We start from the raw sequence: 24313 nt of genomic DNA on the forward strand, positions 1-24313 counted from the left end.
TGGTGTAATTCGTGTTTGAAAAAAATATTATGAACGAGATAACCCTTTTTTGCCCTGCCACTATTGCCAACGTTTCGTGTGGGTTTGATGTGCTTGGTTTGTGCCTTGACAGCGTGGGCGATACCATGACTATAACCAAAACACCTGAAAAAGGTATAAAAATAACAAGTATTATTGGTGCCAACCTGCCTCTTGAAGCCGAAAAGAACGTGGCAGGCGTGGCGGCTTTGGCATTGATTGAGGCTTTGAAACCTGATTGTGGTTTCAGCATCAGCATCCAAAAAAATATAAAGGCAGGTAGCGGCATAGGCAGCAGTGCAGCCAGTGCAACGGGCGCGGTATTTGGCATAAATTATTTATTAGGCAGCCCATTAAGCGATAAAGAGCTGGTACAGTATGCCATGCAGGGAGAAAAACTGGCCAGCGGCACCGCCCATGCCGATAATGTAGCCCCCGCATTGCTTGGCGGTTTTACACTTGTGCGCAGTTATGATCCGTTAGATATTATTGCTATAAAATCGCCTTCTAAACTGTATGCAACGGTCATACATCCACAAATTGAATTAAAGACCAAAGATGCAAGATCGGTGCTTAAAGAAAATATAAGCCTAAAAAAAGCGACCATACAATGCGGCAACCTTGGCGGGCTTATAAGCGGATTATATACAGAAGATTACGACCTTATAGGCCGTTCGCTGCACGATGAGCTGGTAGAGCCTGTACGCAGTATTCTTATTCCTAAGTTTGATGAGCTTAAGGCCGGTGCTGTTACGGCTGGTGCTTTAGGCGGTGGAATATCGGGTAGCGGGCCATCGGTATTTGCATTAAGCAAAGGAGAAGCTACTGCTAAAAAAGCGGGCCAAGCCATGGCAAACATAATGAAAGAAACAGGAATTCCGTTTGAGGTGCATGTGTCACCTATAAATGTAAGCGGTATAAAAATATTATCATGAAATACTATAGTTTAAATAACCCACAACACAACGTATCGTTTAAAGAAGCTGCTATTACCGGCATAGCGCCCGATAAAGGGCTTTACTTTCCGGAAAGCATACCACAATTGGATGCTGACTTTATAGAGAACGTAGAAAACTACAGTGATACTGAGGTTGCATTAAAAGCAATAACGCCTTTTATAGGCGATGAAATTCCTCAGGATAAACTAAAGCAAATTGTAGAAGAAACATTGTCGTTCCCTTTTCCTGTAGTAAAAGTTGAAGAAGATGTTTATGCTTTAGAACTATTCCATGGTCCTACAATGGCGTTTAAAGATGTAGGTGCACGTTTTATGTCGCGATGCCTAAACTATTTTACGCAAGATGAAACCGATAAAAAAATAACCATTCTTGTAGCTACGTCGGGTGATACGGGCGGTGCCGTAGCCAGCGGCTTCCTTGGTGTGGAAGGCATTAACGTTGTTATACTCTACCCTAGCGGCAAAGTGAGCGACGTTCAGGAAAAACAGCTAACTACTCTGGGGCAAAACATTACCGCACTGGAAGTAAACGGCACCTTTGACGACTGTCAGGATATGGTCAAAAAGGCATTTTTAGATGATGAACTAAAAGGTGTAAACCTAACATCGGCCAACTCTATAAATATTGCACGCTGGCTACCGCAAATGTTTTACTACTTTTTTGCCTATAAAGCACTTAAGGCAAAAAATAAACCTATTGTAGTAGCAGTGCCAAGCGGCAACTTTGGCAACATTTGCGCAGGAATGATGGCTAAAAAAATTGGTCTGCCCATAGCTCATTTTGTAGCCGCTACAAATGCCAACGATACAGTGCCAAGATTTATGAATTCTCAGGAATATGTACCATCTGCAACCATAGAAACACTATCAAACGCGATGGATGTTAGCAACCCGAGCAATTTTGTGCGCATACTGGAATTATTCGATAAACAGTTTGGTGCTCTTGAAAGCGAATTTACGTCTTATAGTTTTGATGATAAACAAACAGTGGAGACCCTACAAAAGGTATATGCAGAAGATGAATACCTATGCGACCCTCATGGTGCTGTAGGGTATTTGGGATTGAAAAAATATCTTGAGGGCAAAAAAGACTATAGTGGTATATTTTTAGAAACTGCACACCCGGTTAAGTTTGCCAATAGCATTGAAAAAAACCTCAAGCTTAAAATTGAAACTCCGCAACAAATCAAAAGCGTTTTAAACGGCACTAAAAAGGCTATCGAAATCAGCAGTTATGAAGAGCTAAAAGAATATTTGTTATCCTAAAAGTAACTCTTAGCAAAAAAAATACCCCTCGAAAGAGGGGTAAATATATTATAAATCTTTAAGATTTAGTTCTTAACAACTTCTTTTACAAAGCTGCCTTTATCTGAAGAAACTTTCATGAAATAAATACCTGCAGATAAACCAGTAATATTCACAGTTGCATCTGTTAAAGCATTTACTTTTTCAGTTTTCACCACACGACCGTTAACATCTGTAAAACTAACTTCATTTATAGCAACGTTAGGGCTTGCAATGTTTACAACAGATGTAGCAGGATTAGGGAATATTTTAAACTGTTTTGCTAAAGCATCGTTACGTCCGGCTGTATTTTCTGTAACAATAACGCTGTCAATAAATATCATATCCTGGTTGTAACCCTCATGATGCCTAAAGGCAATTGCAATTTCCTGACCTGCATAATCGCTAAGATCCAGTGTTTCCAACACAGCAACAGCTTGAGAGTTTGGAACAGGAGTATCAAAAACTTCATGATAAATTGTTGGGATATTTGGAATATCTGTAACGTCTTGGGCATTATCAGCTGTAAGGATATATACAGACAATTGGTCTGCAGCACCATCTTCAGCATCATAATAAGTATGACCTTTTAAAAAATTTAAAGTAGCCCCGCTTTCAGGTATTTGAATAAGTGGTGAAATAAGATAATTGTCCGGTGTAAGACCTTCTCCAGTTAAAAAATCCCAAGATTCAGATCCTGCATAATTACCTTCTAACCCCCATGAATCGCTCAATTCACCTGCTTCAAAAACACCCCATGCCCTCTGGTCGCCATCAATGTCATAAACGCTCCATCCCTGTAATGCAGCTTCGTCTTCAAAAGTTCCGTTTAATATTTGTGCATTTGTAGTTAGTGCACCCATAAGCAGTGCGCCTAAAAGTAGTTTTCTTTTCATAAAATTAATTTTGAGGCTGCAAAGCTAAAAAAATAAGATATTCTTTACAATGTTTAAAAGTTAATTTAAAAAACTAACCGATAAATTTAATATTACGCAACACAACTACCTGTTTATTAAAACTTTCGTATTAAAGATATTTATTACTTTTTGCTTAAAAGATAGAAATCTGCCAGTACAAGCGCCGCCATAGCCTCTACAATAGGCACTGCGCGTGGCACCACACATGGGTCGTGCCTGCCTTTGCCATGCATTTGCACTTCATTACCGCTACTGTCTATAGTGGTCTGTTCCTGCATAATTGTTGCCACAGGCTTAAAAGCCACTCTAAAATAAATATCCATACCATTACTAATGCCACCCTGTATACCTCCACTAAGGTTGGTTTTAGTACTGCCATCGGGGTTAAAGATATCATTGTGCTCACTGCCTTTCATTTTGGCACCACAAAAGCCACTACCATACTCAAAACCTTTAACCGCATTAATGCTGAGCATAGCTTTGCTCAGTTCGGCATGTAGCTTATCAAAAACAGGCTCGCCTAAACCAACAGGAACATTTTGGATTACACAGGTAACCGTTCCTCCTACTGTATCGCCTTCTTTTCTTATCTGTTTAATATACTCTTCCATCTTTGCGGCAGATTCAGTATCCGGGCAACGCACAGCATTACTTTCGGTAAGGTCAAAATCAAGAGCCTGATAGGGCTTATCTATAAATATATCGCCCACAGACGATGTAAATGCATTTATTTTTATTTGCGGAATTACCTGTTTTGCAATGGCACCGCCTACAACGCGGCTAATAGTTTCGCGTGCAGAACTCCTGCCTCCTCCCCTGTAATCGCGTATGCCATATTTTTGATCGTATGTATAATCAGCATGCGAAGGACGATACACATCCTTTATGTGCGAATAATCATTTGACTTTTGGTTAGTATTGGGCACAATAAAACCTATAGGAACCCCAGTAGTTTTTCCTTCAAATATTCCTGATAAGAACTTTACCTCATCGGGCTCTTTACGCTGGGTTACAATAGCACTCTGCCCAGGTTTGCGCCTGTTAAGTTCATGCTGTATAGCATCCATATCTAATGTTATTCCCGGTGGGCAGCCATCAATAATTCCGCCAATAGCTTCTCCATGTGATTCTCCAAAAGTAGTAAGTATAAAAATGCGGCCAAAAGTATTCGCTGCCATGTAATAATTGTTTTAAACAAATATAACCCGTTCTGCCGTGTTATTAAAATAAAAATGGCTTAGCATAAATTTAATACACACCCTCGCAACCCAAACCATTTAATAACATTAAGCTAAATGCTTTATAATATGCATACTTGTACTTTGCAAGAAACACATTATGAAGAAAAGGAACGTTGACCTGGTTGTTCTTTCTGATGTTCATTTAGGCACATACGGCTGCCATGCAACAGAGCTGCTGCACTATTTAGCCTCTGTAAAACCCAAAACACTTATTCTTAACGGCGACATTATAGACATTTGGCAATTTAGGAAATCTTATTTTCCTAAGTCGCACCTAAAGGTTGTAAAAAAGCTGTTAGACTTTGCCGCCAAAGGCACTAAAGTATATTATATTACAGGAAATCATGACGAAATGCTGCGTAAATTCAGCGATACAGAAATGGGCAATGTTTGCATTGTAGATAAGGTTGTTCTTGAACTTGACGGTAAAAAAGCCTGGTTTTTTCATGGTGATGTTTTTGACAGCTCTGTACACCACGCCAAATGGATTGCTAAACTGGGCGGACTTGGTTACGACTATCTGATTCTTTTAAACCGATTTATAAACTTTATCCTTGCCAAAATGGGTAAAGAACCTTATTCGCTATCTAAAAAAATAAAATCGGGGGTTAAAAAAGCGGTTAAGTTTATATCTGACTTTGAAACTACTGCTGCCGAAATTGCTATAGAGAACAACTATGACTATGTAATTTGCGGACACATACACGAACCTAAAGTAAGCAATATAGAAAATAAAAAAGGAAGTGTTCTTTATTTAAACAGCGGTGACTGGATAGAAAACCTGACGGCCTTGGAGTACAACAAAAAGAAGTGGAATTTGTACCGCTATGATGCTCAAACCGAAAAGGAAACTGTTAAAGATAAAGAATATATAGAGATGGATGCCCAATTGGAGCAACAACTTGTAGCAACACTCTTTTTTAATAAGAAAATAGTTTAAACCGTTCAAAATCTTGGTTATATTAGCGCAAAACTTAATATAACTAACCATGAAGAAAATTGCTTTTTTATTTTTTGCTGCGGCAGGAATTTTTGTTTCCTGTTCCAGCGATGATGATGCCACAAACAACAGTACACCCGAAGAATCAGAAAATGTTTTCTTTCCCCTTGAAAATTCTGATTACTGGGTTTATAATGTAGACGGAAGCCTTCAGGACGGACGGGACTCTCTATATGTAGCTAATGACACTGTTATTGGTACTCAGACTTACAAAAAACTAAAAACAAAAGAAGCCCCGACCGGTTTTTTCAATGCGGCTTTAAGGAACAACGGTATCAGGAAAGATGGAGATATGCTTTTAGTGAGCGGCAGTGCATCTATAAATGTATCGGAAGATTTTCCGTTCTCTATTTCGATCACCGACCTTCCGTTACTTAAAGAAAATGCAAATCCGGGCGATGTTATTGGAACGGTTACCGGTACTACCACACAGGCATATAGCGGTATAAATTTCAGGCTTGATTATACTCTTACCACGACTGCCAAAGAAGACTTAAACAACTTAATTGTTAATGGCAGGACATTTGCAGAGGTAGAAAATGTTGAAACCAAAATTAATTTAAAAATATCGATGGCCGATGTACCTGATTTTGTATTATTAGCCCCACAGGATGTTTTGGTGTCTCAGCAATATTATGCCAAAAACGTTGGGCTGATAAAAACTGATTCTCATTTTACTTATAGTATAAATCCAACGCTTGCCAATAGTTTCGGTATACCTGCAACTGCAAATGAAACGCAGCAGGAACTGTTGATTCTATACAATGAATAAATTTTTAACATAATGATAACTGTTAATTCTTTAACATAATGATATTCCTACAAAAATAGAGAAAGTACATTTGTTGCAGAATAAACAACTAACACGAATCATTATGAAAAAATTATTTATTAGTGCTTTCTTACTGGCTGGTGTTGCTTTTAGCACTCAGGCTCAGGACAGAAAAAATGCAATAGGTTTACGGCTTGGCGATAACGATGGTTTTGGTGCAGAGGTATCATATCAGCGATATTTCTCTCCTTCCAACAGGCTTGAGTTAGATCTTGGATGGCGTGATTCTAATCATTATGACGCTGTAAAACTTGCTGCACTGTACCAATGGGTATGGAACATTGAAGGTGGGTTTAACTGGTATGCAGGTGTAGGTGGAGGTTTAGGAACATGGAGCCACGACCATTACTACTATGACGGCGATCATCGTCATGATGAAGACGGAACCTTTATTTTTGTTGCAGGAGATATAGGCATAGAATATAATTTTGACATTCCGCTACAAATATCTCTTGATTTCAGACCTGAAATTTATTTTAACGATGATTATCGCGGAGATAATTTTGGTCCGGATCTTGGTCTTTCAGTAAGATATAAATTCTAGAGAAATATCCACATATAAAAAATCCTTCCTTAAAATTATTTAAGGAAGGATTTTTGCTTTTGAGTCAAACTAATATTTAGAAAACAAATATTGGCCTTTCGCTCATCATATCGTTTACTTCATCGGCTACTTCTTCAATTACAGCCTCATCAGTATGATTAGTAATCACCCTGTCTATCAATTCAACAATGGTCTCCATATCAGCTTCAACAAGACCACGGGTGGTAATTGCCGCCGTACCCACACGGATACCCGATGTTATAAATGGAGATTTGTCATCAAACGGAACCATATTCTTATTTACAGTAATTTCAGCCTTAACAAGAGCATTTTCAGCTTCTTTACCGCTTATTCCTTTGTTTCTAAGGTCGATAAGCATCATGTGGTTATCTGTACCTCCCGAAATAATATCATAACCTCTTTTTACAAATGCTTCTGCCATAGCTTTAGCATTTTTTTGTAGCTGCCTTGCATAAGTAAAGAACTCATCAGATAGTGCCTCGCCAAAAGCCACTGCCTTAGCAGCAATAATATGCTCTAACGGCCCGCCCTGGTTGCCAGGGAAAACAGCAAGATCTAATAAAGCCGACATCATTCGTATCTCGCCTTTAGGCGTTTTGTGTCCCCATGGGTTTTCAAAATCTTTACCCATAAGTATAAGTCCACCCCTTGGCCCCCTAAGGGTTTTGTGGGTTGTAGTAGTAACAATGTGGCAATGCGGTATAGGGTCGTTCATTAAGCCTTTGGCAATAAGCCCTGCCGGGTGCGAAATATCAGCAAGTAAAATAGCACCTACACTGTCAGCTATTTCACGAAAACGTGCAAAATCCATGTCGCGCGAATAAGCCGAAGCACCGGCAACTATAATCTGTGGTTTTTCAGCAGTAGCTATTTCCTGAATTTTATCATAATTTAAACGACCTGTTTCTTTTTCAACACCATAAAAAACAGGAACGTAAAGCCTTCCCGAAAAGTTTACGGCACTGCCGTGTGTAAGGTGGCCACCGTGAGAAAGGTCAAATCCTAATATTTTATCGCCCGGTTTTAAGCATGCATGATATACCGATGCATTAGCCTGAGAACCTGAGTGAGGTTGTACGTTAGCATATTCTGCACCAAACAATGCCTTCGCCCTGTCTATTGCTATTTGCTCTATAACATCTACAACCTCGCATCCGCCATAATACCTTTTGCCCGGGTAGCCCTCGGCATATTTATTGGTAAGTACAGACCCTGCTGCTTCCATTACCTGGTCGCTTACAAAGTTTTCAGATGCAATAAGTTCAAGGCCATGAATCTGCCTGTCCTGCTCTTCAAGAATAAGGTCAAAAATTTGTTCGTCGCGTTGCATTGTATAATTTTTCGTTAAATTAGATGACAAAAGTACAAAAAACGTTTGGTAAAACGAGATATGAAACTATATTTGATAAATTCAATAAAGCAAAAAACAAACTATAAAAATGCCGCTAACAGCAAACGACCCTAATAGAAAATCGTGGCTTGATGTGCCTAAAGACAGCGATTTCCCAATACAGAACATTCCGTTTGGAGTGTTTATAACCAAAGACGATGTAGTTACCATTGGCACACGCATTGGCGATTATGCCATAGATCTTGGTGCCCTGCAACAGCTAAACTATTTTGAAGGTATAGAGCTTACTGACGATATGTTTATGCAGGATACACTAAATGATTTTATTAGCGATGGCAAAAAAACATGGCGACTGGTTCGCAATCGTATTGCCGAACTTTTTGACGAAAACAACAACAGCCTGCGCAATAATGAGGACCACAAGAACGTAGTGGTTTTTGATATAGAAGATGTAGAAATGCAACTTCCTGTGCTTATTGGAGACTATACTGATTTTTACAGTAGCAAAGAGCACGCTACCAATGTAGGTAAGATGTTTCGCGATCCTGAAAATGCACTGCTGCCTAACTGGCTTCACTTGCCTGTGGGCTATCACGGCAGGAGCAGTACTATTGTGCCATCGGGCATACCGGTGCACAGGCCGCTGGGGCAAACGCTGCCTAATGGCGAAACCCAGCCGGTTTTTGGCCCAAGCAAACTGGTAGATTTTGAGCTTGAAATGGCTTTTATTACTACCGATGCCAATATTATGGGCGAGCCTATACCTGTGGAAGAAGCCGAAGAACATATATTTGGCCTTGTTTTATTTAACGACTGGAGCGCCCGCGATATACAAAAGTGGGAATATGTGCCACTGGGGCCATTCCTTGCCAAGAACTTTGCTTCATCTATGTCACCATGGATAGTAACGCTCGATGCATTAGAGCCTTTCCGTACCAAAGGCCCTGATCAGGAACCTAAACCTTTAGAATACCTGCAACAGGAAGGTGAACATGCTTTTGACATTAAGCTGCAGGTTGCTATACAACCCGAAGAGACAGAAGAAACTGTAATTTGTAACAGTAACTTTAAATATATGTACTGGAGCATGAGCCAACAACTTGCTCACCATACCATAAACGGCTGCCGCGTTAACAGTGGCGACCTTATGGGTAGCGGAACTATATCAGGCCCAACACCTGATAGTTTTGGCTCGATGCTGGAACTGAGCTGGGGCGGTAAAAACCCGTTACAGCTTAAAGACGGCAGCGAACGTAAATTTATAAATGATGGCGATACTGTAATTATGCGCGGTTATTGCCAAAACGATACTACCCGTATAGGCTTTGGCGAAGTGAGCAGTAAATTGCTGCCACCATTTGAGAGAGGTAGATAGTTTATCATTTGAATAACGAAATCACCAATTGAGTCATATCAGTTGGTGATTTTTTTTGTTTAGTGATTTATAATAAAGATTTAGCTTTAAACCTACAAGGTTAAAAAAACCTTGCAGGTTAGTATGGTAGTAATTTATTACTTTTAAACTCCTGCAAGGACTTTAAGACACAGGTGTTCGGAAGATAATTAATGTATCTTTTTTATTGGTACAGAAAGTAAGTCCCGGAGGGATGAAATGTTTATAGTAAAGAAAAAGAGCGATTTTTTAAGCCCCAGAGGGGCGACATGTTATTTTTACATGCCGCTTCTCCGAAGCTAATGAGCAACACGGCCTATTTTTCTATAAAGATATCGCTCCAAACGGAGCTAAAAACCCCTTGATTTCGTCTTCCTAACACCTCTGCCTTCAAGATCTTGTAGGTATTAATTTTTGACAGTATTACCTTAAATTTTTATATTTGAGAAAATACACACTAAACCATTTTCATGGAAAATTACACTGTAGTCCTGTTTATACTCGCTTTAATGATTGGCCTCTCAGCCATGGCTGATAAAATAAAGCTGCCCTACCCTATTTTACTTATTGTAGCAGGTATAAGCATTGGGTTTATTCCCGAAGTACCTAAAGTCGAGATCAACCCCGAAATAATCTTCCTCATTTTTCTGCCGCCATTATTATATGATGCAGCCTTCAACATTTCGTTTACCGAGTTTAAAACCAACATAAACACTATCGGCACATTGGCAATATCATTGGTTTTTCTTACTGCGGTAGGCATTGCTGTGGTTGCCTATTATCTTATACCGGGCATGACCTGGCCTTTGGCGTTTGTCCTTGGAGCCATACTCTCTGCCACCGATGCCGTTGCTGCCATGAGCATCACTAAGGGCTTAGGCATATCGCACAAAACCAATACCATACTCGAAGGAGAAAGCCTTATAAACGATGCCAGCGCCCTTGTAGCCTATCGTTTTGCTGTAGCGGCTGTAACCGGAACAAGTTTTGTTCTATGGAAAGCCTCTTTAGAGTTTCTGGTGCTTATGGGCGGTGGTTTTTTAATTGGTTTTATTATGGGTAAAGTACTGTCTTTTATACTCATGAGGGTTAATAAAGATAAAATAGTGATTACAAGTTTTATGCTTATCATGCCTTTCATAACCTATCTGTTGGCAGAAGACCTGCATGTATCGGGGGTTATTGCAGTAGTAACACTTGGCCTGTCTATTGCCCATTTTAGCAACAGGGTTTTTCCTGCATCATTTAAACATGAGTCTAAGGCAATTTGGGATATTATTTTATTCATGCTTAACGGCCTTATATTTATACTTATAGGTCTGCAGTTTCCTTACGTATTAAAAAACATAGAGGCATCGCAGGCAGGATTCTATATATTGGCGGCATTTGCCATCACTGTAGCTGCCCTGGCATTGAGGATGGCGCGCGTTTTTCTTCAAAAAATAAACCTGCAAAGAGCGTTTACCTCTAAAAAGAGAAAGATAAGTGAAGGTGCGTTACTCGATTTTAAAAACAGCCTTATTATAAGCTGGTCAGGCATGCGGGGCATAGTATCGTTAGCTATTGCTTTGGGATTACCCAACGAACTCGCCGATGGCACTGCTTTTCCTCTCAGAAACGAAATAATATTTATATCTGTAGCAGTAGTATTGTTTACACTTATAGGCCAAGGTTTAACATTGCCTTTTGTTGTCAGGAAGCTTAATGGGAAATAATAAAAGGCTAAATTATTCAACCAATAAATTATGAAATTCACATAGCATAAAAACCTAAACTACTTATAAGCATTTATCAACTTTAAGTTTTGCATTTATTTTTCAACATCTCATAATTTTATACGAAAATAACTAACTAATAATCAATAATTATCTTATAATAATCTTTTTGTGTTTTAAATCAAATCATAGGTCGTAACTTTAATGCTTCTATAAGAGACATTAAAATTATTATGATAACTTCTTTAAAACAAAAAAGCAATCCTTTTATAATAGCCTGGGCATTAGGGCTCCTGTTTTATGCTGTAGAATATGCGGTTCGATCTGCACCAAGCATTATGATGCCACAACTTACAACAGTATTTTCCGCAAGCCTTGGCACTGTTAGCAGTATAGTAGGAACTTATTACCTCACCTATTCTTTAACCAGCCTGGCAGCAGGATTAGCCATAGACCGCCTGGGTGCAAAATATCCGTTATTTGTTGGAGTGATCATCCTAGGTATTGGATGCGTTCTTTTTTCTATGGCTAACACCTATAGCGGTTATGCAGGGAGGCTTATGCAGGGCATGGGATCGGCACTTGCATTTCCTGCCTGCGTATATCTTGCCGCAAGGGCATTTTCGCCAAGACATTTGGCAACTGCAATAGGTGCAACACAAAGTTTAGGCATGATAGGAGGTTCGGCAGGGCAATTCTTATCTGCACCAATATTAAAAGGCGGTGTAAGCCTTATAAGTTTCTGGATTGGCTTTGGACTTATTGGCTTTGCTATCGCAGCATTGGTCTATTATTTCACACCAAACCCGGGAGAAAATACAGTTAAAGCTCAAACTAAAGGAAACCTGTTCGAACCCTATAAAATTGTACTTAGCAACCCGCAAAGCTACTTATCGGGTTTGGTCTCAGGACTACTGTTTTCCCCTACCACAATTTTTGCCATGACCTGGGGAGTGGCATTTTTTCAGTCAGGGCGGGGATTGGATTACAGTACTGCCACAATAGCCTGCGCATTAGTACCAATGGGCTGGGCTGTTGGATGCCCATTAATGGGATGGCTTGCCGATAAAATTGGCAAACGCAAACCCGTGCTTGCCGCAGGTGCAATAGCAATGGCACTAAGCCTTATACAATTATGCTATTTACCGGGATTATACAGTCCATATATAAGTATGTTTATTTTAGGAGTCGTATCGGGTGCTGCAATGATACCTTATTCCATTATAAAAGAGGCAAATCCTGATAATGTAAAAGGCAGTGCTACAGGAATTATAAACTTTTTAACCTTTGGTGTTACCTCGCTTTTAGGACCTGTTTTCAGCCATTTGTATGGTACGGCTATAAATAACAGCACTAACACTGAGGCGGTATTTAAGCAATCATTATTATTTTTTGTATTTATAACATTAGCCGCAGCAACTGTTAGCTTGTTTTTAAAAGAGACAGGCAGCAAACGCAAAACTAAACAATAGTTAATCATATAAAAAATAAAATAAAACCTGTAACGCTTCACTTTTTGGAGCGTTATTTGCTATAGTATTTATATGCTTAGGCACTAAACCATAACTTTTTAGAGTTTATTAGTGATATTTGATTTTTTTACATCAAAATAGGCTTTTATATTTCATAAATACTATACATTTGCACCGATGAATAAACCTGAATTACATAGTAACGCTATGTTGCGCATTAACACCCCGGTACTGTGCCGGATGGTGCGGCTGTTACAATAGTTGCCGCAAAGTTTTTAGCTCTTAATATTCACTTTTATTTTATACTGAATTGAAAACAAAACATGTTTTTTACACCGGGTCAACATTAACAGACCACGGTTTTATAAGTAACCTTAACGCTTACCCGAGCCCAATGTGCTACAGGCCGTAAGGGTATGGATATGTTTTAGAATCGGTCCGTCCCATTCGTTATTTTACAATTTAGTCAGTTCCCCTTTTTTACATCATTTATTTCTCTTTCCCCGAAATGAATATATCTATTGTAATAGCCCAAGAAGAGCACTACAAGTTTGCACAGGAAATATGCGACACCATGTACGCATCGGCCATACAGCGCGGCACAGGCATTGCCAAGCGCTCGCCGGAATACATCATTAAAAAAATGGAAAACCGCGATGCTATTATTGCCATTGGCGATGGCAGGTTTGCGGGCTTTTGCTATATAGAGAGCTGGTCTCACGGTAAGTTCGTGGCTAACTCCGGCCTTATTGTACATCCCGATTTCAGGAACCTTGGGCTTGCAAAAAAAATTAAAGAGCGTGTATTTAACTATTCGCAGGAAAAATTTCCAGGTGCCAAAATATTTGGTATCACTACGGGGCTTGCGGTTATGAAAATAAACTCCGACCTGGGATACAAACCCGTGCCTTTCAGTGAACTTACAGACGACCCTACATTTTGGAAAGGGTGCAGTGGTTGTAATAATTTTGATATACTGCAACGCAAGGATTACAAAATGTGCCTGTGCACAGGCATGCTGTATGATCCTGCCGAGAAGAAGAACGAAAAGGAAGAAGACCAATATACCTTTAATAAAAAAGTATTGGCAAGGCTAAAAAGTATTAAGCAAGCTTTATTTCTTGGAAAAGATAAAGAAGAAACATCTCCTAAAAAGGACGATGAGAAAAAGCTGTTTCTTTTTGTGAGCATGCTAAAAAGCCTGTTTTAATTTAGAGCAACATACTATTAATATAATACACAAAGACAATGAGTAAAAAATTAGTTTTGGCATACAGTGGCGGACTGGACACGTCTTACTGCCTTAAGTATCTGAAAAATGATTTGGGGTATGAAGTACATACCATACTTATAAACACAGGCGGTTTTACTGCTGAAGAACTGGATGGCATAGAAAAACGGGCGTATGACCTGGGCAGTGCCAACCACGTTAACCTTGATATTATAGATAAATATTATGATAAGGCTATTAAGTACCTTGTATTTGGCAACGTGCTTAAAAACAATACCTATCCGCTATCGGTAAGTGCCGAGAGGGTTTTTCAGGCACTGGAAACCGTGCGCTATGCAAAAAGCGTAGGCGCCACAGCTATTGCACACGGCAGTACCGGTGCGGGTAACGACCAGATTCGTTTTGATTTGGTATTTCAGACCATTGCACCCGAAATGCAAATCATTACCCCTATCCGCGACCTGAAACTTACCCGTCAGGAAGAGGTAGAATATCTGCAAAAAAATGGCGTAGAATATAGTTGGGAAAAAGCACAATACTCCATAAACAAAGGTATTTGGGGAACAAGTGTGGGCGGTAAAGAAACCCTTACATCGTCTCAGCCATTGCCGGGCAGTGCCTACCCTTCGCAACTGCAAAAAACCGACGAAAGCAAAGTAACCCTTCATTTTGAAAAAGGCGAGCTTGTAGGTTTAGACGGCAATTTTGATAAACCATCGGCTAATATACAGAAGTTAGAAGAACTGGCTTCGGCATACGCTATTGGTCGCGATGTCCATGTGGGCGATACTATTATTGGTATTAAAGGTCGCGTGGGCTTTGAGGCTGCTGCACCCATTATTATCATTAAAGCGCATCATTTGCTTGAGAAACATACCCTTGGCAAATGGCAGCAATACTGGAAAGAACAGTTGGGCAACTGGTACGGAATGCTTTTCCACGAGGGCCAGTACCTTGACCCGGTTATGCGCAACATAGAAACCTTTTTAGAAGACACACAAAAAAATGTTACCGGCACCGTAACCGTATCGCTTAAGCCATACCACTTTACGCTCGACGGAATTGAGTCGGCGCACGATTTAATGAATACCGGGTTTGGCCAGTATGGCGAAGTGAATAACGCCTGGACAGCAGACGATGCCAAAGGCTTTATAAAAATTGTGGGTAATGCGCAAAACATTTACGCACAGGTAAACAACGAAACGTATGATTAATATAGGCATCATTGGCGGCTCGGGCTATACGGCAGGCGAATTGCTAAGACTGTTGGTTAACCATCCGCAGGCACATATCGATTTTGTGTACAGCACTACTAATGCCGGTAGCCCTGTAGCATCGGTACACGAAGACCTGTACGGCACCCTCAGCCTTAATTTTATCGATACTGTTAACCCAAATGTTGATGTGGTTTTTCTGTGCCTTGGTCACGGAAAATCTTTATCGTTTTTACAGGCCAATGTGTTTAACGAAACTACAAGGATAATCGACCTTGGCAACGATTTCCGTTTGGCTAAAGATGTAGCATTTAACGGTAAAACCTTTGTTTACGGTCTACCGGAACTGAACCGAGAAGCTATTAAAACAGCGCAATATACTGCCAACCCTGGATGTTTTGCTACGGCTATACAGCTGGCTTTACTTCCTTTGGCTAAAAATAGTTTACTGGCAGATACCGTACACATCAACGCCACTACCGGCAGCACTGGTGCTGGGGTTATGCCGTCGGCTACTTCGCACCATCCTTGGAGGACGAATAATATGTCGCACTACAAGGCATTTGGGCATCAGCATTTGGGGGAAATAACACAAAGCCTGCAGTTAACCCAACAGGGATTTAATGAAGAGTTATTGTTTATACCTAACCGTGGCGATTTTACACGTGGTATATTCGCTACATTGTACACAACTGTTGCTGCTGATTTTGATGATGTTGTAGAGCTTTACAGGGCATACTATAAAGATGAGCCTTTTGTAAAAGTAACAACCGACAGCATTAGCCTAAAGCTTGCTGTGCAGACCAACAACTGTTTTATCAGTTTAGAACAGCATGGCAGGTATTTACTGATTACATCGGTAATAGACAACCTTGTAAAAGGTGCCAGCGGCCAGGCCATTGAAAACATGAACCTGATGTTTGGTCTTGACGAAACAACGGGGTTAAAACTTAAGGGAACGGGCTTTTAACACTCCTGCAAGGTTTTTAAAACCTTGTAGGTATTGGATAAAAAAATATAGTAATATAAACCTACAAGGTTTTAAAAACCTTGTAGGTTAGTAAACCACAAACTAAAGATGAGTTTATTTAACGTATATCCCATATATAACATAACCCCGGTAAAAGCACTGGGCGCAAAAGTGTGGGACGATAAAGGCACAAAATACCTTGATTTTTACGGAGGGCATGGCGTAATATCTGCCGGACACTCCCACCCTGATTATGTAAAGGCTATTACAAAGCAGGTTAATAAAATAGGGTTTTATTCAAACTCTATACAAAACCCTATACAGGAATCGCTGGCTACAAAGCTTACGCAGCTTTCGGGCTATCCTGATTATACATTATTCCTTTGTAATTCAGGTGCTGAGGCGAATGAAAATGCGCTTAAGCTTGCCTCTTTTCATAACGGGAAGAAAAAAGTAATTGCGTTTAAAAAGTCGTTTCATGGGCGTACATCGGCAGCCGTTGCAGCAACCGATAATCCTAAAATTGTGGCACCGCTAAACGCAGGGCACGAAGTGGTGTTCCTGCCACTAAACAACCTTGATGCTTTTAACGCAGAGATTGCCAAAGGCGATGTTGCCACGGTAATTATAGAAGGCATACAAGGCGTGGGCGGTTTAGACCAGGGCACTACTGAGTTTTTTCAGGCAATAGCTAAAGCCTGTGAAGACAACAACGTTGTTTTAATTCTTGATGAAATACAAAGTGGTTACGGGCGTTCGGGCAAGTTTTTTGCACACCAGTATCACGATATTAAACCCGATATTATTACCCTTGCAAAAGGCATGGGCAACGGTTTCCCTATAGGCGGCATACTGATATCGCCAAAGTTTACAGCTTCGCATGGTTTGTTGGGAACAACTTTTGGCGGCAATCACCTAGCCTGTGCGGCTGCATTAGCTGTGCTTGAAATTATTGAAAAAGAGAACCTTATCGACAACGTGAATACCATCAATGCTTATTTTACAGAGCAGGCTGCACAAATCCCTCAGGTAAAAAACATTAAAGGCCGTGGGCTTATGCTGGGCCTTGAATTTGAAGATGATATTGCCGAGCTTCGTAAAAAGCTTATTTATGATGAACATATCTTTACCGGTAATGCCTCTCAAAAAAACCTGCTACGCATACTGCCGCCACTTTCTATAACAAAAAAAGATGTAGATGTGTTTTTTGCAGGTTTGAAAAAAGCATTGCTATAAGGTAGTAATTCATATATCAAATATTAAATCGTCCCTTGTACAGAAAATCCTTTACAAAGGACGATTTTACTTTATAGAGTCAAGAAGCCTCATAAATCTTTCTCCGGTATCTTTTGCCAAAACAGTTGCTCCGAATGCATTGAGATGTTTTGCATCATAATACATTAGTGTATCATTATAAAATGGGGCATTTTTATAAATATTGCTTTTGCCAAGGTCAAAATAATGCACATTTGAATGCTCTTGAATCAACTGGCTAATCTCATTGTTAAGAAACCTGTATTTAAGCTTATAGTTCTGTTCTCTATTTTTATTTTTCAGAACTCCTCTGTTAACCTGTAAAGGATTTTTATCTAAAGTAGGAAATGTTCCTATAAGTATTAAATGCTGATCTATTTTCAGGTTTGATGCAAGGTCTTTAATTGCAGGAATCAAAGAAGGCACAATATCTAAAGAGCTGGTAACAAGAATTATAATCTTACTCTTTTCTATTTCCTTTTGTGTAACAGGCAATAGCTTTTGCGAATCAGTAAAATCACCATATCTGCCATTTAACATTACTTCTTTTCCATCAATGCCATTAATAGCAACATAAGAATTTGTTGTTATGGTTCTAAACGAAAAATGTTCTTTTAGTCCTAAATAATTAAAATAGGGTTTTAGAGAAAGGGCATGGCTATTACCTATCAGCAATATAGAAGAAGTTTTGGAAAGAGTGTCGCCAAAAGTTTCAACATAACTTTTATTATGGCTTTTAAGGCCTATCACAGGACCCGAATATTCTTTAGGAATATTAGAAAAATACTGATTAAACTGTGGAACGTAAATTAAAAAAACAAGCAATAAGCATGTAAATGGAAACATTCCATAAATAAAGACCTTTGTACTTCTTTTTCTGAAAAAGTTTTCAATAAAAGTATATGAAATGAAAGAAGCCCCCAATGTTAACAGGATTACTGTTATAATTTCAACAACAGAGAATGGAGCATTATCTCCGGAGTAATACCTGATGAATGCCATTATTGGCCAATGCCATAAATAAACAGAATAAGACAGTGCACCGATATATACAATCGGTTTCCTGGCTAACATTGAATGTACAAAACCATAATCTGAAATCAAAATTAAAACTGTACCAACACATGGCAATAGTGCAAATATTCCTGGAAAATCAGTTTTATCGTTGAAAAACAACGCACATAAAATTAAAATAATCACACCTCCAAAACCCATTATGTTTTTTGTTTCTTTGGAAAGAGTCCTTAGTCGTGGGGAAAGAATTGGAGATATTAAAATTCCTGCAAAGAATTCCGGGATTCGTAGCAATAGTGAGTAATATGCTTCTGTTTTGTGATTGCTAAATTGTATCTCATAAACACTGTACAGTAAAAGCACCATAGCTATAATTGAAAGCATATTCAACAAATACTTTCTTTTTGTAAATAAAAGCAGGGTTGGCAACAGCAGATAAAACTTCATTTCTACGGCAATAGTCCAGGTATGTACTAACGGATTTTGACGTAACTCCATACCAAAATAGGAATTCATTTTGGCATAACAATAATTAGAATTAAAGATTACCGAATGCATTAACTCCCGTTTAAAGGAACTAATATCTTTACCCAACAATATAACAGCACCGGCAAACGCTGTACACAACAGCATGAAATAGTAAGCCGGAGCAATTCTTTTTAAACGGGCAGTATAGAACCTGATAAAACTGAAACTATCAGTATTTAATGCTTCAAATATTATAGACCCCATTAAAAACCCCGACAACACGAAGAAGATATCTACACCAATGTAGCCGCCCGGAAGCCAGGCCGGATCAAGATGAAATATAAAAACAAAAATTACCGCTAAAGCGCGTAAACCCTGTATATCTTTCCTATATACCATATTTCTTTTTAACAGTTGGTAAAGCTACCTAAAGTTATTCATAAAACACACATTTTTTTAGCTTGGTGTTACAGTAAAATAACAGCTTTTATTGGTAAATACTATAGGTTTTGAATATCTTTGAAGTCGAAAAATTTTCATGTTGAATCGTGGATCTAAAAATAATTGTTCTTAGATGAAAAACTTCACTTCTGTTGATGATATACAGGATCTTAGCGAGCTTGTAGCTTTGGCCAAAACCATAAAAGCAGCACCTTTTGCCGACAAAGAAATTGGCAAAAACAAAACCCTTGGGTTATTATTTTTCAATCCGAGTTTGCGCACAAGATTAAGTACGCAAAAAGCAGCCCTAAACTTAGGTATGGATGCTATTGTAATGAATCTAAATACCGAAGGTTGGCTGTTGGAATTTGAAGACGGTGTGATTATGGACGGCAACAAAGCAGAACATATTAAAGAAGCCGCACAGGTAGTATCGCAATACTGCGACATCATTGCTGTTAGAAGTTTTCCTTCACTTACTGACAAGCAAAAAGATGAAGAAGAGCAGGTTATCAATTCGTTTAAAAAGTATGCATCAGTACCTGTAATCAGTCTGGAAGGTTCTACAGAACATCCTTTACAGGCCGTTGCCGACGCACTGACCATAGAAGAATTTAAAACAGTTACAAAACCTAAAGTAGTGCTTACATGGGCTCCACACCCAAAAGCATTGCCGCATGCTGTGCCAAATTCTTTCGTTAAAATAATGAAAAAAGCCGATGTTGATTTTATAATCACACACCCTGAGGGCTATGAGCTTAACCCGGAATTTACGTCGGGTGTAACTATTACCCACAATCAGGATGAAGCGTTTAAGGATGCCGATTTTATTTACGCCAAAAACTGGAGCAACTACATAGATTACGGACAAATTACGAGCAAAGACCCATCTTGGACAGTAACTACCGAAAAAATGGCTTTAACTAATAATGCTAAATTTATGCACTGTTTACCTGTACGCCGTAACATGATCGTTACCGATGCGGTATTGGACAGCGATGCATCGATAGTAATAGAAGAAGCCAACAACCGCACCTATGCGGCTCAGGCTATACTAACCAAAATTTTAGAGAATGCAGGATAAGCCACAGTTAACCGTTGTAAAAATTGGCGGCAATGTTATAGATAACGAGCAGGCACTACAAGCTTTCCTTGCGGATTTTTCGCAAATTGAAGGTTATAAAATACTAGTGCATGGTGGTGGAAAGATAGCTACAAAAACTGCTGAAAGCCTTGGCATTACAGCGGTATTTCATGAAGGCAGGCGCATTACAGACAAACCTATGCTTGATGTTGCTGTAATGACCTATGCCGGGCTTATTAATAAAAATATAACGGCACAGTTGCAGGCATTAAACAACAATGCTATGGGATTTACCGGTGCTGATGGTAACCTTATCCTATCGGAAAAAAGGAAAAACGCAGCAGTAGACTTTGGTTTTGTGGGCGATGTTGTAAATGTTAATGCATCATTATTAGATGTTTTATTAAGGCAGAATATAGTCCCTGTTTTTAGTGCAATTACACACGATGGTAATGGTTTACTTTTAAATACTAATGCCGATACTATTGCCAGCACCCTTGCAGTATCATGCAGCCATTACTTTAATGTAAAATTATTGTATTGTTTTGAGAAAAAAGGTGTCCTGTTGAACGCCGAAAATGAGGATTCTGTTATAAAAAACCTTACTTTTGAAGCCTATCAGGACCTGCGCGAGCAAAAAGTTATCCACTCCGGCATGCTGCCCAAACTGGAAAACTGTTTTAATGCACTGCAGCAGGGGGTTTCGCAAATAGGCATAGGAAGCCCTGAAATGCTTAAAAAAGACAACAGCATTTTTACCCTTATCACTGCCTAAACTAAAAAGACCTTAATGACTGTCAAAACAATACATACCCTTACACAGGAAGCCATAGTCTTACTTAAACAATTGATAGCTACACCTTCTTTTTCATCGGAAGAAGAACAAACAGCCTTATTGATAAAAGCATGGTTTGATGGTAACAACATTCCGTTTAAAAGGGAAAACAATAACCTTTGGGCTTACAATAAATATTTTGATGAGTCTAAACCTACATTACTCTTAAACTCGCACCACGATACTGTAAAACCTAATCAGGGATATACCCTTAACCCTTTTGAACCTATAGAAAAAGACGGTAAACTGTTTGGCCTTGGCAGTAACGATGCCGGAGGCTGTTTAGTGTCGCTACTGGCAACATTTACTTACTTTTATGAGGCAGAGAACCTGCCTTATAATCTTGTTATAGTGGCTTCTGCTGAAGAAGAAAGCAGTGGCAAAAATGGCCTGAACAGCGTGCTTAAACACCTGCCGGAACTGGATTGCGCCATTGTGGGCGAACCTACCGAAATGCAGCTTGCCATTGCCGAGAAAGGGTTATTAGTCCTTGATGTTGTGGTCGAAGGAACCCCAGGGCATGCCGCCCACCCTAACGATAATGTTTCTATTTACAACGCGATAGAAATAATTGAATGGTTCAGGGATTACCGATTTGAAAAGGTGTCGGAGGTTTTAGGCCCTATGAAGATGACCGTTACAGGTATAAATGCAGGCAAGCAGCATAATGTTGTACCTGCCGAATGCCAGCTTATGGTAGACGTTAGGGTTAACGACTGTTACAGTAATATTGAGGTGCTTGAAATTATAAAACGTGAAATAGGCAGCAGGGCGAAGGTAACACCGCGTTCGCTGCACCTTAATTCGTCATCGATAGCAAAAGAGCACCCGTTGGTACAGGCCGGAATTTCATTGGGCAGAACCACATATGGCTCTCCTACCCTTTCGGATCAGTCGGTATTAAGCTGCCAGTCGCTCAAGCTTGGTCCGGGATATTCACCCCGATCACACAGTGCCGACGAGTTTATTTATATTAATGAAATTGAACAGGGAGTTGGGTTGTATATAAAGATACTTTCTAAATTCCTTCAAGAAGATACTGCTATAATTGAAGAGCAGGCAATACAACCCGAATAATTTACAAAAAACTACACCACCGCAATAATGAAACTTTGGGATAAAGGCATACCGACCGATAAAAAAACAGACATCTTCACTGTAGGTAACGACCGCGAACTCGACCTTGTGCTTGCACAATATGACGTTATTGGTTCTATTGCCCATGCTAAAATGTTATGTAGGGTTGGCCTACTCTCCAAGGAAGAAACAGGAGAACTGGTAATTGTTCTTAATAAAATACTTTCTCAAATCAAAGATGGTAACTTTACTATTGAAGACACATTTGAAGATGTGCACAGTAAGGTAGAATATCTGCTTATAGAAAAGCTTGGTGACACCGGTAAAAAAATACACGTGGCACGTTCCCGAAACGACCAGGTTTTAACCGATGTTCACCTGTATCTTAAAGCCGAAATACTAACTATAAAAGCACAGGTTAAAGAATTATTTGATTTACTAATTACTTTAAGTAAACAGTTTCAAAATATTCTTTTACCGGGATATACACATTTTCAGGTAGCAATGCCTTCTTCGTTTGGCATGTGGTTCTCTGCCTATGCCGAAACACTTATTGACGATGTATCTTTATTAAATGCAGCATTGGCAGTTGCCGACCAAAACCCATTAGGATCGGCAGCAGGATATGGCAGTTCCTTCCCTATCGACCGTACCTTTACAACCGAAGAAATGGGTTTTGCCACGCTAAAATACAATTCGGTTGCAGCACAAATGAGTCGTGGTAAGGTTGAAAAAACCACTGCTTTTGCAATGGCATCGGTAGCCGGGACATTGTCTAAACTATCTATGGATGTTTGCCTATACCTGAGCCAAAATTTTAATTTTATAAGCCTGCCGCAGCATTTAACTACAGGCAGCAGTATAATGCCGCACAAAAAAAATCCTGATATTTTTGAGCTGATACGCGGCAAGTGCAATAAAATACAGGCATTACCTTATGAACTTACTCTGATAACCAACAACCTGCCAAGCGGTTACCACAGGGATTTTCAATTGCTCAAAGAGGGATTATTCCCTGCACTGCAAACCCTTAAATCGTGTCTTGAAATGGCGGTTTATTCTATAAGGGAAATTAAGGTTAACGAAAATATATTAGACGATAAAAAATACGACTATCTTTTTACTGTAGATGCCCTTAATGAGCTTGTAAGATCCGGCGTACCATTCAGGGATGCCTATAAAATTGTAGGAGGTCAGGTAGATAATGGAACGTTTGTATCGCCAAAGGCTACTAAACATACACATGAAGGCAGTATTAATAACCTTTGCCTTGATGAAATAGTAGCTAAGATGGACAGAACATTACTGTAAATAGAGCTGTTTTTCATATATTTACATATCAGAATTGAATATATGCCAAATAACATCCTTGATCAGATAAAAAAACTCAAAGCACTTGCCGACACTGGTCTTTTATATTGCAGTAATGAGTATGACCGTGAGCGATATACAGAATTGCATGAAATAAGCATCGACCTGATGAGCCAGCTAAGCGGTAATGATATTGCATCGCTTAAATCTATGTTTGCACCCGTAACCGATTATCCCACAGTAAAAACAGATGTTCGTGCACTGGTGCTGTCTGACGATAAAAAGCAGATACTCCTTGCCCGCGAAAGTGCCGATGGCAAATGGTCTCTTCCCGGTGGCTGGGCAGATGTAGGACAAACACCCCGCGAAGTTGCTATTAAAGAGGTTAAGGAAGAAACCGGGCTTGACGTTAATACTATTGCTCTACTGGCAGTTTTTGATAAGCGTGAACATGCGCACCCACCACAACCATTTTACGTTTATAAAATGGTTATATACTGCGAACCAACGTCTATTGAGCTGCAAAAAGGGTTCGATGTATTGGACGTTGCATGGCATGATATCGATAACCTACCCGAATTGTCTGAAGACCGAATACTTAAAAGCCAAATAGAACTGGTTTATAATAAAGCTCTTAGCAACGACTTCTCTGCTTATTTTGATTAGCT

At 39.5% G+C, this 24313-nt stretch carries 21 protein-coding genes; 17 read left to right on the top strand and 4 right to left on the bottom strand.

Annotated features, from left to right (window positions below; translation table 11 throughout):
• Nucleotides 1-29: 29 nt before the first annotated feature.
• A complete protein-coding gene (locus tag GR160_RS17890) occupies nt 30-953 on the top strand; it encodes a homoserine kinase (RefSeq protein WP_160751271.1) in 924 nt (307 codons plus the stop codon).
• Nucleotides 950-2242, top strand: a complete 1293-nt coding sequence (thrC, locus tag GR160_RS17895) for a threonine synthase (RefSeq protein WP_160751272.1) — start codon at nt 950-952, stop codon at nt 2240-2242. Before GR160_RS17890 ends, thrC begins: the two co-directional genes overlap by 4 nt.
• 65 nt (nt 2243-2307) lie before the next feature.
• Here the strand turns inward: thrC and GR160_RS17900 are convergent, their stop codons facing one another.
• The gene (locus GR160_RS17900; RefSeq protein WP_160751273.1) at nt 2308-3156 is read right to left on the bottom strand and encodes a T9SS-dependent choice-of-anchor J family protein; all 849 of its coding nucleotides are present in this window, start codon (nt 3154-3156) and stop codon (nt 2308-2310) included.
• A 143-nt stretch (nt 3157-3299) separates the two neighbouring features.
• Nucleotides 3300-4355, bottom strand: a complete 1056-nt coding sequence (aroC, locus tag GR160_RS17905; RefSeq protein WP_160751274.1) for a chorismate synthase — start codon at nt 4353-4355, stop codon at nt 3300-3302.
• A gap of 160 nt (nt 4356-4515) precedes the next feature.
• Here aroC and GR160_RS17910 point away from each other — a divergent pair, with 160 nt between their 5' ends.
• The 3 genes from GR160_RS17910 to GR160_RS17920 all read left to right on the top strand — a co-directional run bounded on the left by GR160_RS17910 (nt 4516) and on the right by GR160_RS17920 (nt 6794).
• Nucleotides 4516-5358: a UDP-2,3-diacylglucosamine diphosphatase gene (locus GR160_RS17910; RefSeq protein WP_160751275.1), complete on the top strand. Its 843-nt coding sequence runs from the start codon at nt 4516-4518 to the stop codon at nt 5356-5358.
• 49 nt (nt 5359-5407) lie between these two features.
• On the top strand, nt 5408-6190 hold the full coding sequence (locus GR160_RS17915) for a hypothetical protein (RefSeq protein ID WP_160751276.1): 783 nt from the start codon (nt 5408-5410) through the stop codon (nt 6188-6190).
• A 103-nt stretch (nt 6191-6293) separates the two neighbouring features.
• Complete coding sequence (locus GR160_RS17920) at nt 6294-6794, top strand: porin family protein (RefSeq protein ID WP_160751277.1); 501 nt, start codon at nt 6294-6296, stop codon at nt 6792-6794.
• A gap of 76 nt (nt 6795-6870) precedes the next feature.
• On the opposite strand, the gene glyA is transcribed toward GR160_RS17920, so the two are convergent.
• Nucleotides 6871-8145: a serine hydroxymethyltransferase gene (gene glyA, locus GR160_RS17925; RefSeq protein WP_160751278.1), complete on the bottom strand. Its 1275-nt coding sequence runs from the start codon at nt 8143-8145 to the stop codon at nt 6871-6873.
• 109 nt (nt 8146-8254) lie between these two features.
• Between glyA and fahA the strand changes: the two genes are divergently transcribed.
• The 7 genes from fahA to GR160_RS17960 all read left to right on the top strand — a co-directional run bounded on the left by fahA (nt 8255) and on the right by GR160_RS17960 (nt 17397).
• A complete protein-coding gene (fahA, locus tag GR160_RS17930) occupies nt 8255-9541 on the top strand; it encodes a fumarylacetoacetase (protein WP_160751279.1) in 1287 nt (428 codons plus the stop codon).
• Between the two features lie 488 nt (nt 9542-10029).
• A complete protein-coding gene (locus GR160_RS17935) occupies nt 10030-11274 on the top strand; it encodes a Na+/H+ antiporter (protein ID WP_160751280.1) in 1245 nt (414 codons plus the stop codon).
• 233 nt (nt 11275-11507) lie between these two features.
• Nucleotides 11508-12746: an MFS transporter gene (locus GR160_RS17940; protein ID WP_160751281.1), complete on the top strand. Its 1239-nt coding sequence runs from the start codon at nt 11508-11510 to the stop codon at nt 12744-12746.
• A gap of 508 nt (nt 12747-13254) precedes the next feature.
• Nucleotides 13255-13956 (top strand): GNAT family N-acetyltransferase, encoded by a 702-nt coding sequence (locus GR160_RS17945; RefSeq protein WP_160751282.1) that lies wholly within the window; start codon nt 13255-13257, stop codon nt 13954-13956.
• Between the two features lie 38 nt (nt 13957-13994).
• On the top strand, nt 13995-15191 hold the full coding sequence (locus GR160_RS17950; protein ID WP_160751283.1) for an argininosuccinate synthase: 1197 nt from the start codon (nt 13995-13997) through the stop codon (nt 15189-15191).
• On the top strand, nt 15184-16161 hold the full coding sequence (gene argC / locus GR160_RS17955; RefSeq protein WP_160751284.1) for an N-acetyl-gamma-glutamyl-phosphate reductase: 978 nt from the start codon (nt 15184-15186) through the stop codon (nt 16159-16161). Before GR160_RS17950 ends, argC begins: the two co-directional genes overlap by 8 nt.
• Before the next feature lie 108 nt (nt 16162-16269).
• Complete coding sequence (locus tag GR160_RS17960) at nt 16270-17397, top strand: aspartate aminotransferase family protein (protein ID WP_160751285.1); 1128 nt, start codon at nt 16270-16272, stop codon at nt 17395-17397.
• A gap of 66 nt (nt 17398-17463) precedes the next feature.
• Here the strand turns inward: GR160_RS17960 and GR160_RS17965 are convergent, their stop codons facing one another.
• Entirely contained in the window at nt 17464-19296 is a 1833-nt protein-coding gene (locus GR160_RS17965) for an acyltransferase family protein (RefSeq protein ID WP_160751286.1), read from the bottom strand.
• Between the two features lie 175 nt (nt 19297-19471).
• Between GR160_RS17965 and GR160_RS17970 the strand changes: the two genes are divergently transcribed.
• The 5 genes from GR160_RS17970 to GR160_RS17990 are packed head-to-tail and all read left to right on the top strand — an operon-like array spanning nt 19472 to nt 24311.
• Nucleotides 19472-20422, top strand: coding sequence for an N-acetylornithine carbamoyltransferase (locus tag GR160_RS17970; RefSeq protein WP_160751287.1), 951 nt, complete (start codon nt 19472-19474; stop codon nt 20420-20422).
• Entirely contained in the window at nt 20412-21197 is a 786-nt protein-coding gene (gene argB / locus GR160_RS17975) for an acetylglutamate kinase (protein ID WP_160751288.1), read from the top strand. The genes GR160_RS17970 and argB overlap by 11 nt, the downstream gene beginning before the upstream one ends.
• 15 nt (nt 21198-21212) lie before the next feature.
• Nucleotides 21213-22334 carry a M20 family metallo-hydrolase gene (locus GR160_RS17980; protein ID WP_160751289.1) on the top strand — a complete coding sequence of 374 codons (1122 nt, stop codon included), beginning with the start codon at nt 21213-21215 and terminating at the stop codon, nt 22332-22334.
• Between the two features lie 27 nt (nt 22335-22361).
• Nucleotides 22362-23645, top strand: coding sequence for an argininosuccinate lyase (gene argH, locus GR160_RS17985; RefSeq protein WP_160751290.1), 1284 nt, complete (start codon nt 22362-22364; stop codon nt 23643-23645).
• Nucleotides 23646-23687: 42 nt separating this feature from the next.
• Nucleotides 23688-24311, top strand: a complete 624-nt coding sequence (locus tag GR160_RS17990; protein ID WP_160751291.1) for an NUDIX hydrolase N-terminal domain-containing protein — start codon at nt 23688-23690, stop codon at nt 24309-24311.
• Nucleotides 24312-24313: the final 2 nt, after the last annotated feature.

It is taken from the genome of Flavobacterium sp. Sd200, assembly GCF_009826935.1.
Classification (GTDB): domain Bacteria; phylum Bacteroidota; class Bacteroidia; order Flavobacteriales; family Flavobacteriaceae; genus Flavobacterium.

Coding starts and splice junctions, on each gene's coding strand:
- GR160_RS17890 (WP_160751271.1), top strand. CDS start 30: ATGAACGAGATAACCCTTTTTTGCCCTGCCACTATTGCCAACGTTTCG.
- thrC (WP_160751272.1), top strand. CDS start 950: ATGAAATACTATAGTTTAAATAACCCACAACACAACGTATCGTTTAAA.
- GR160_RS17900 (WP_160751273.1), bottom strand. CDS start 3,156: ATGAAAAGAAAACTACTTTTAGGCGCACTGCTTATGGGTGCACTAACT.
- aroC (WP_160751274.1), bottom strand. CDS start 4,355: ATGGCAGCGAATACTTTTGGCCGCATTTTTATACTTACTACTTTTGGA.
- GR160_RS17910 (WP_160751275.1), top strand. CDS start 4,516: ATGAAGAAAAGGAACGTTGACCTGGTTGTTCTTTCTGATGTTCATTTA.
- GR160_RS17915 (WP_160751276.1), top strand. CDS start 5,408: ATGAAGAAAATTGCTTTTTTATTTTTTGCTGCGGCAGGAATTTTTGTT.
- GR160_RS17920 (WP_160751277.1), top strand. CDS start 6,294: ATGAAAAAATTATTTATTAGTGCTTTCTTACTGGCTGGTGTTGCTTTT.
- glyA (WP_160751278.1), bottom strand. CDS start 8,145: ATGCAACGCGACGAACAAATTTTTGACCTTATTCTTGAAGAGCAGGAC.
- fahA (WP_160751279.1), top strand. CDS start 8,255: ATGCCGCTAACAGCAAACGACCCTAATAGAAAATCGTGGCTTGATGTG.
- GR160_RS17935 (WP_160751280.1), top strand. CDS start 10,030: ATGGAAAATTACACTGTAGTCCTGTTTATACTCGCTTTAATGATTGGC.
- GR160_RS17940 (WP_160751281.1), top strand. CDS start 11,508: ATGATAACTTCTTTAAAACAAAAAAGCAATCCTTTTATAATAGCCTGG.
- GR160_RS17945 (WP_160751282.1), top strand. CDS start 13,255: ATGAATATATCTATTGTAATAGCCCAAGAAGAGCACTACAAGTTTGCA.
- GR160_RS17950 (WP_160751283.1), top strand. CDS start 13,995: ATGAGTAAAAAATTAGTTTTGGCATACAGTGGCGGACTGGACACGTCT.
- argC (WP_160751284.1), top strand. CDS start 15,184: ATGATTAATATAGGCATCATTGGCGGCTCGGGCTATACGGCAGGCGAA.
- GR160_RS17960 (WP_160751285.1), top strand. CDS start 16,270: ATGAGTTTATTTAACGTATATCCCATATATAACATAACCCCGGTAAAA.
- GR160_RS17965 (WP_160751286.1), bottom strand. CDS start 19,296: ATGGTATATAGGAAAGATATACAGGGTTTACGCGCTTTAGCGGTAATT.
- GR160_RS17970 (WP_160751287.1), top strand. CDS start 19,472: ATGAAAAACTTCACTTCTGTTGATGATATACAGGATCTTAGCGAGCTT.
- argB (WP_160751288.1), top strand. CDS start 20,412: ATGCAGGATAAGCCACAGTTAACCGTTGTAAAAATTGGCGGCAATGTT.
- GR160_RS17980 (WP_160751289.1), top strand. CDS start 21,213: ATGACTGTCAAAACAATACATACCCTTACACAGGAAGCCATAGTCTTA.
- argH (WP_160751290.1), top strand. CDS start 22,362: ATGAAACTTTGGGATAAAGGCATACCGACCGATAAAAAAACAGACATC.
- GR160_RS17990 (WP_160751291.1), top strand. CDS start 23,688: ATGCCAAATAACATCCTTGATCAGATAAAAAAACTCAAAGCACTTGCC.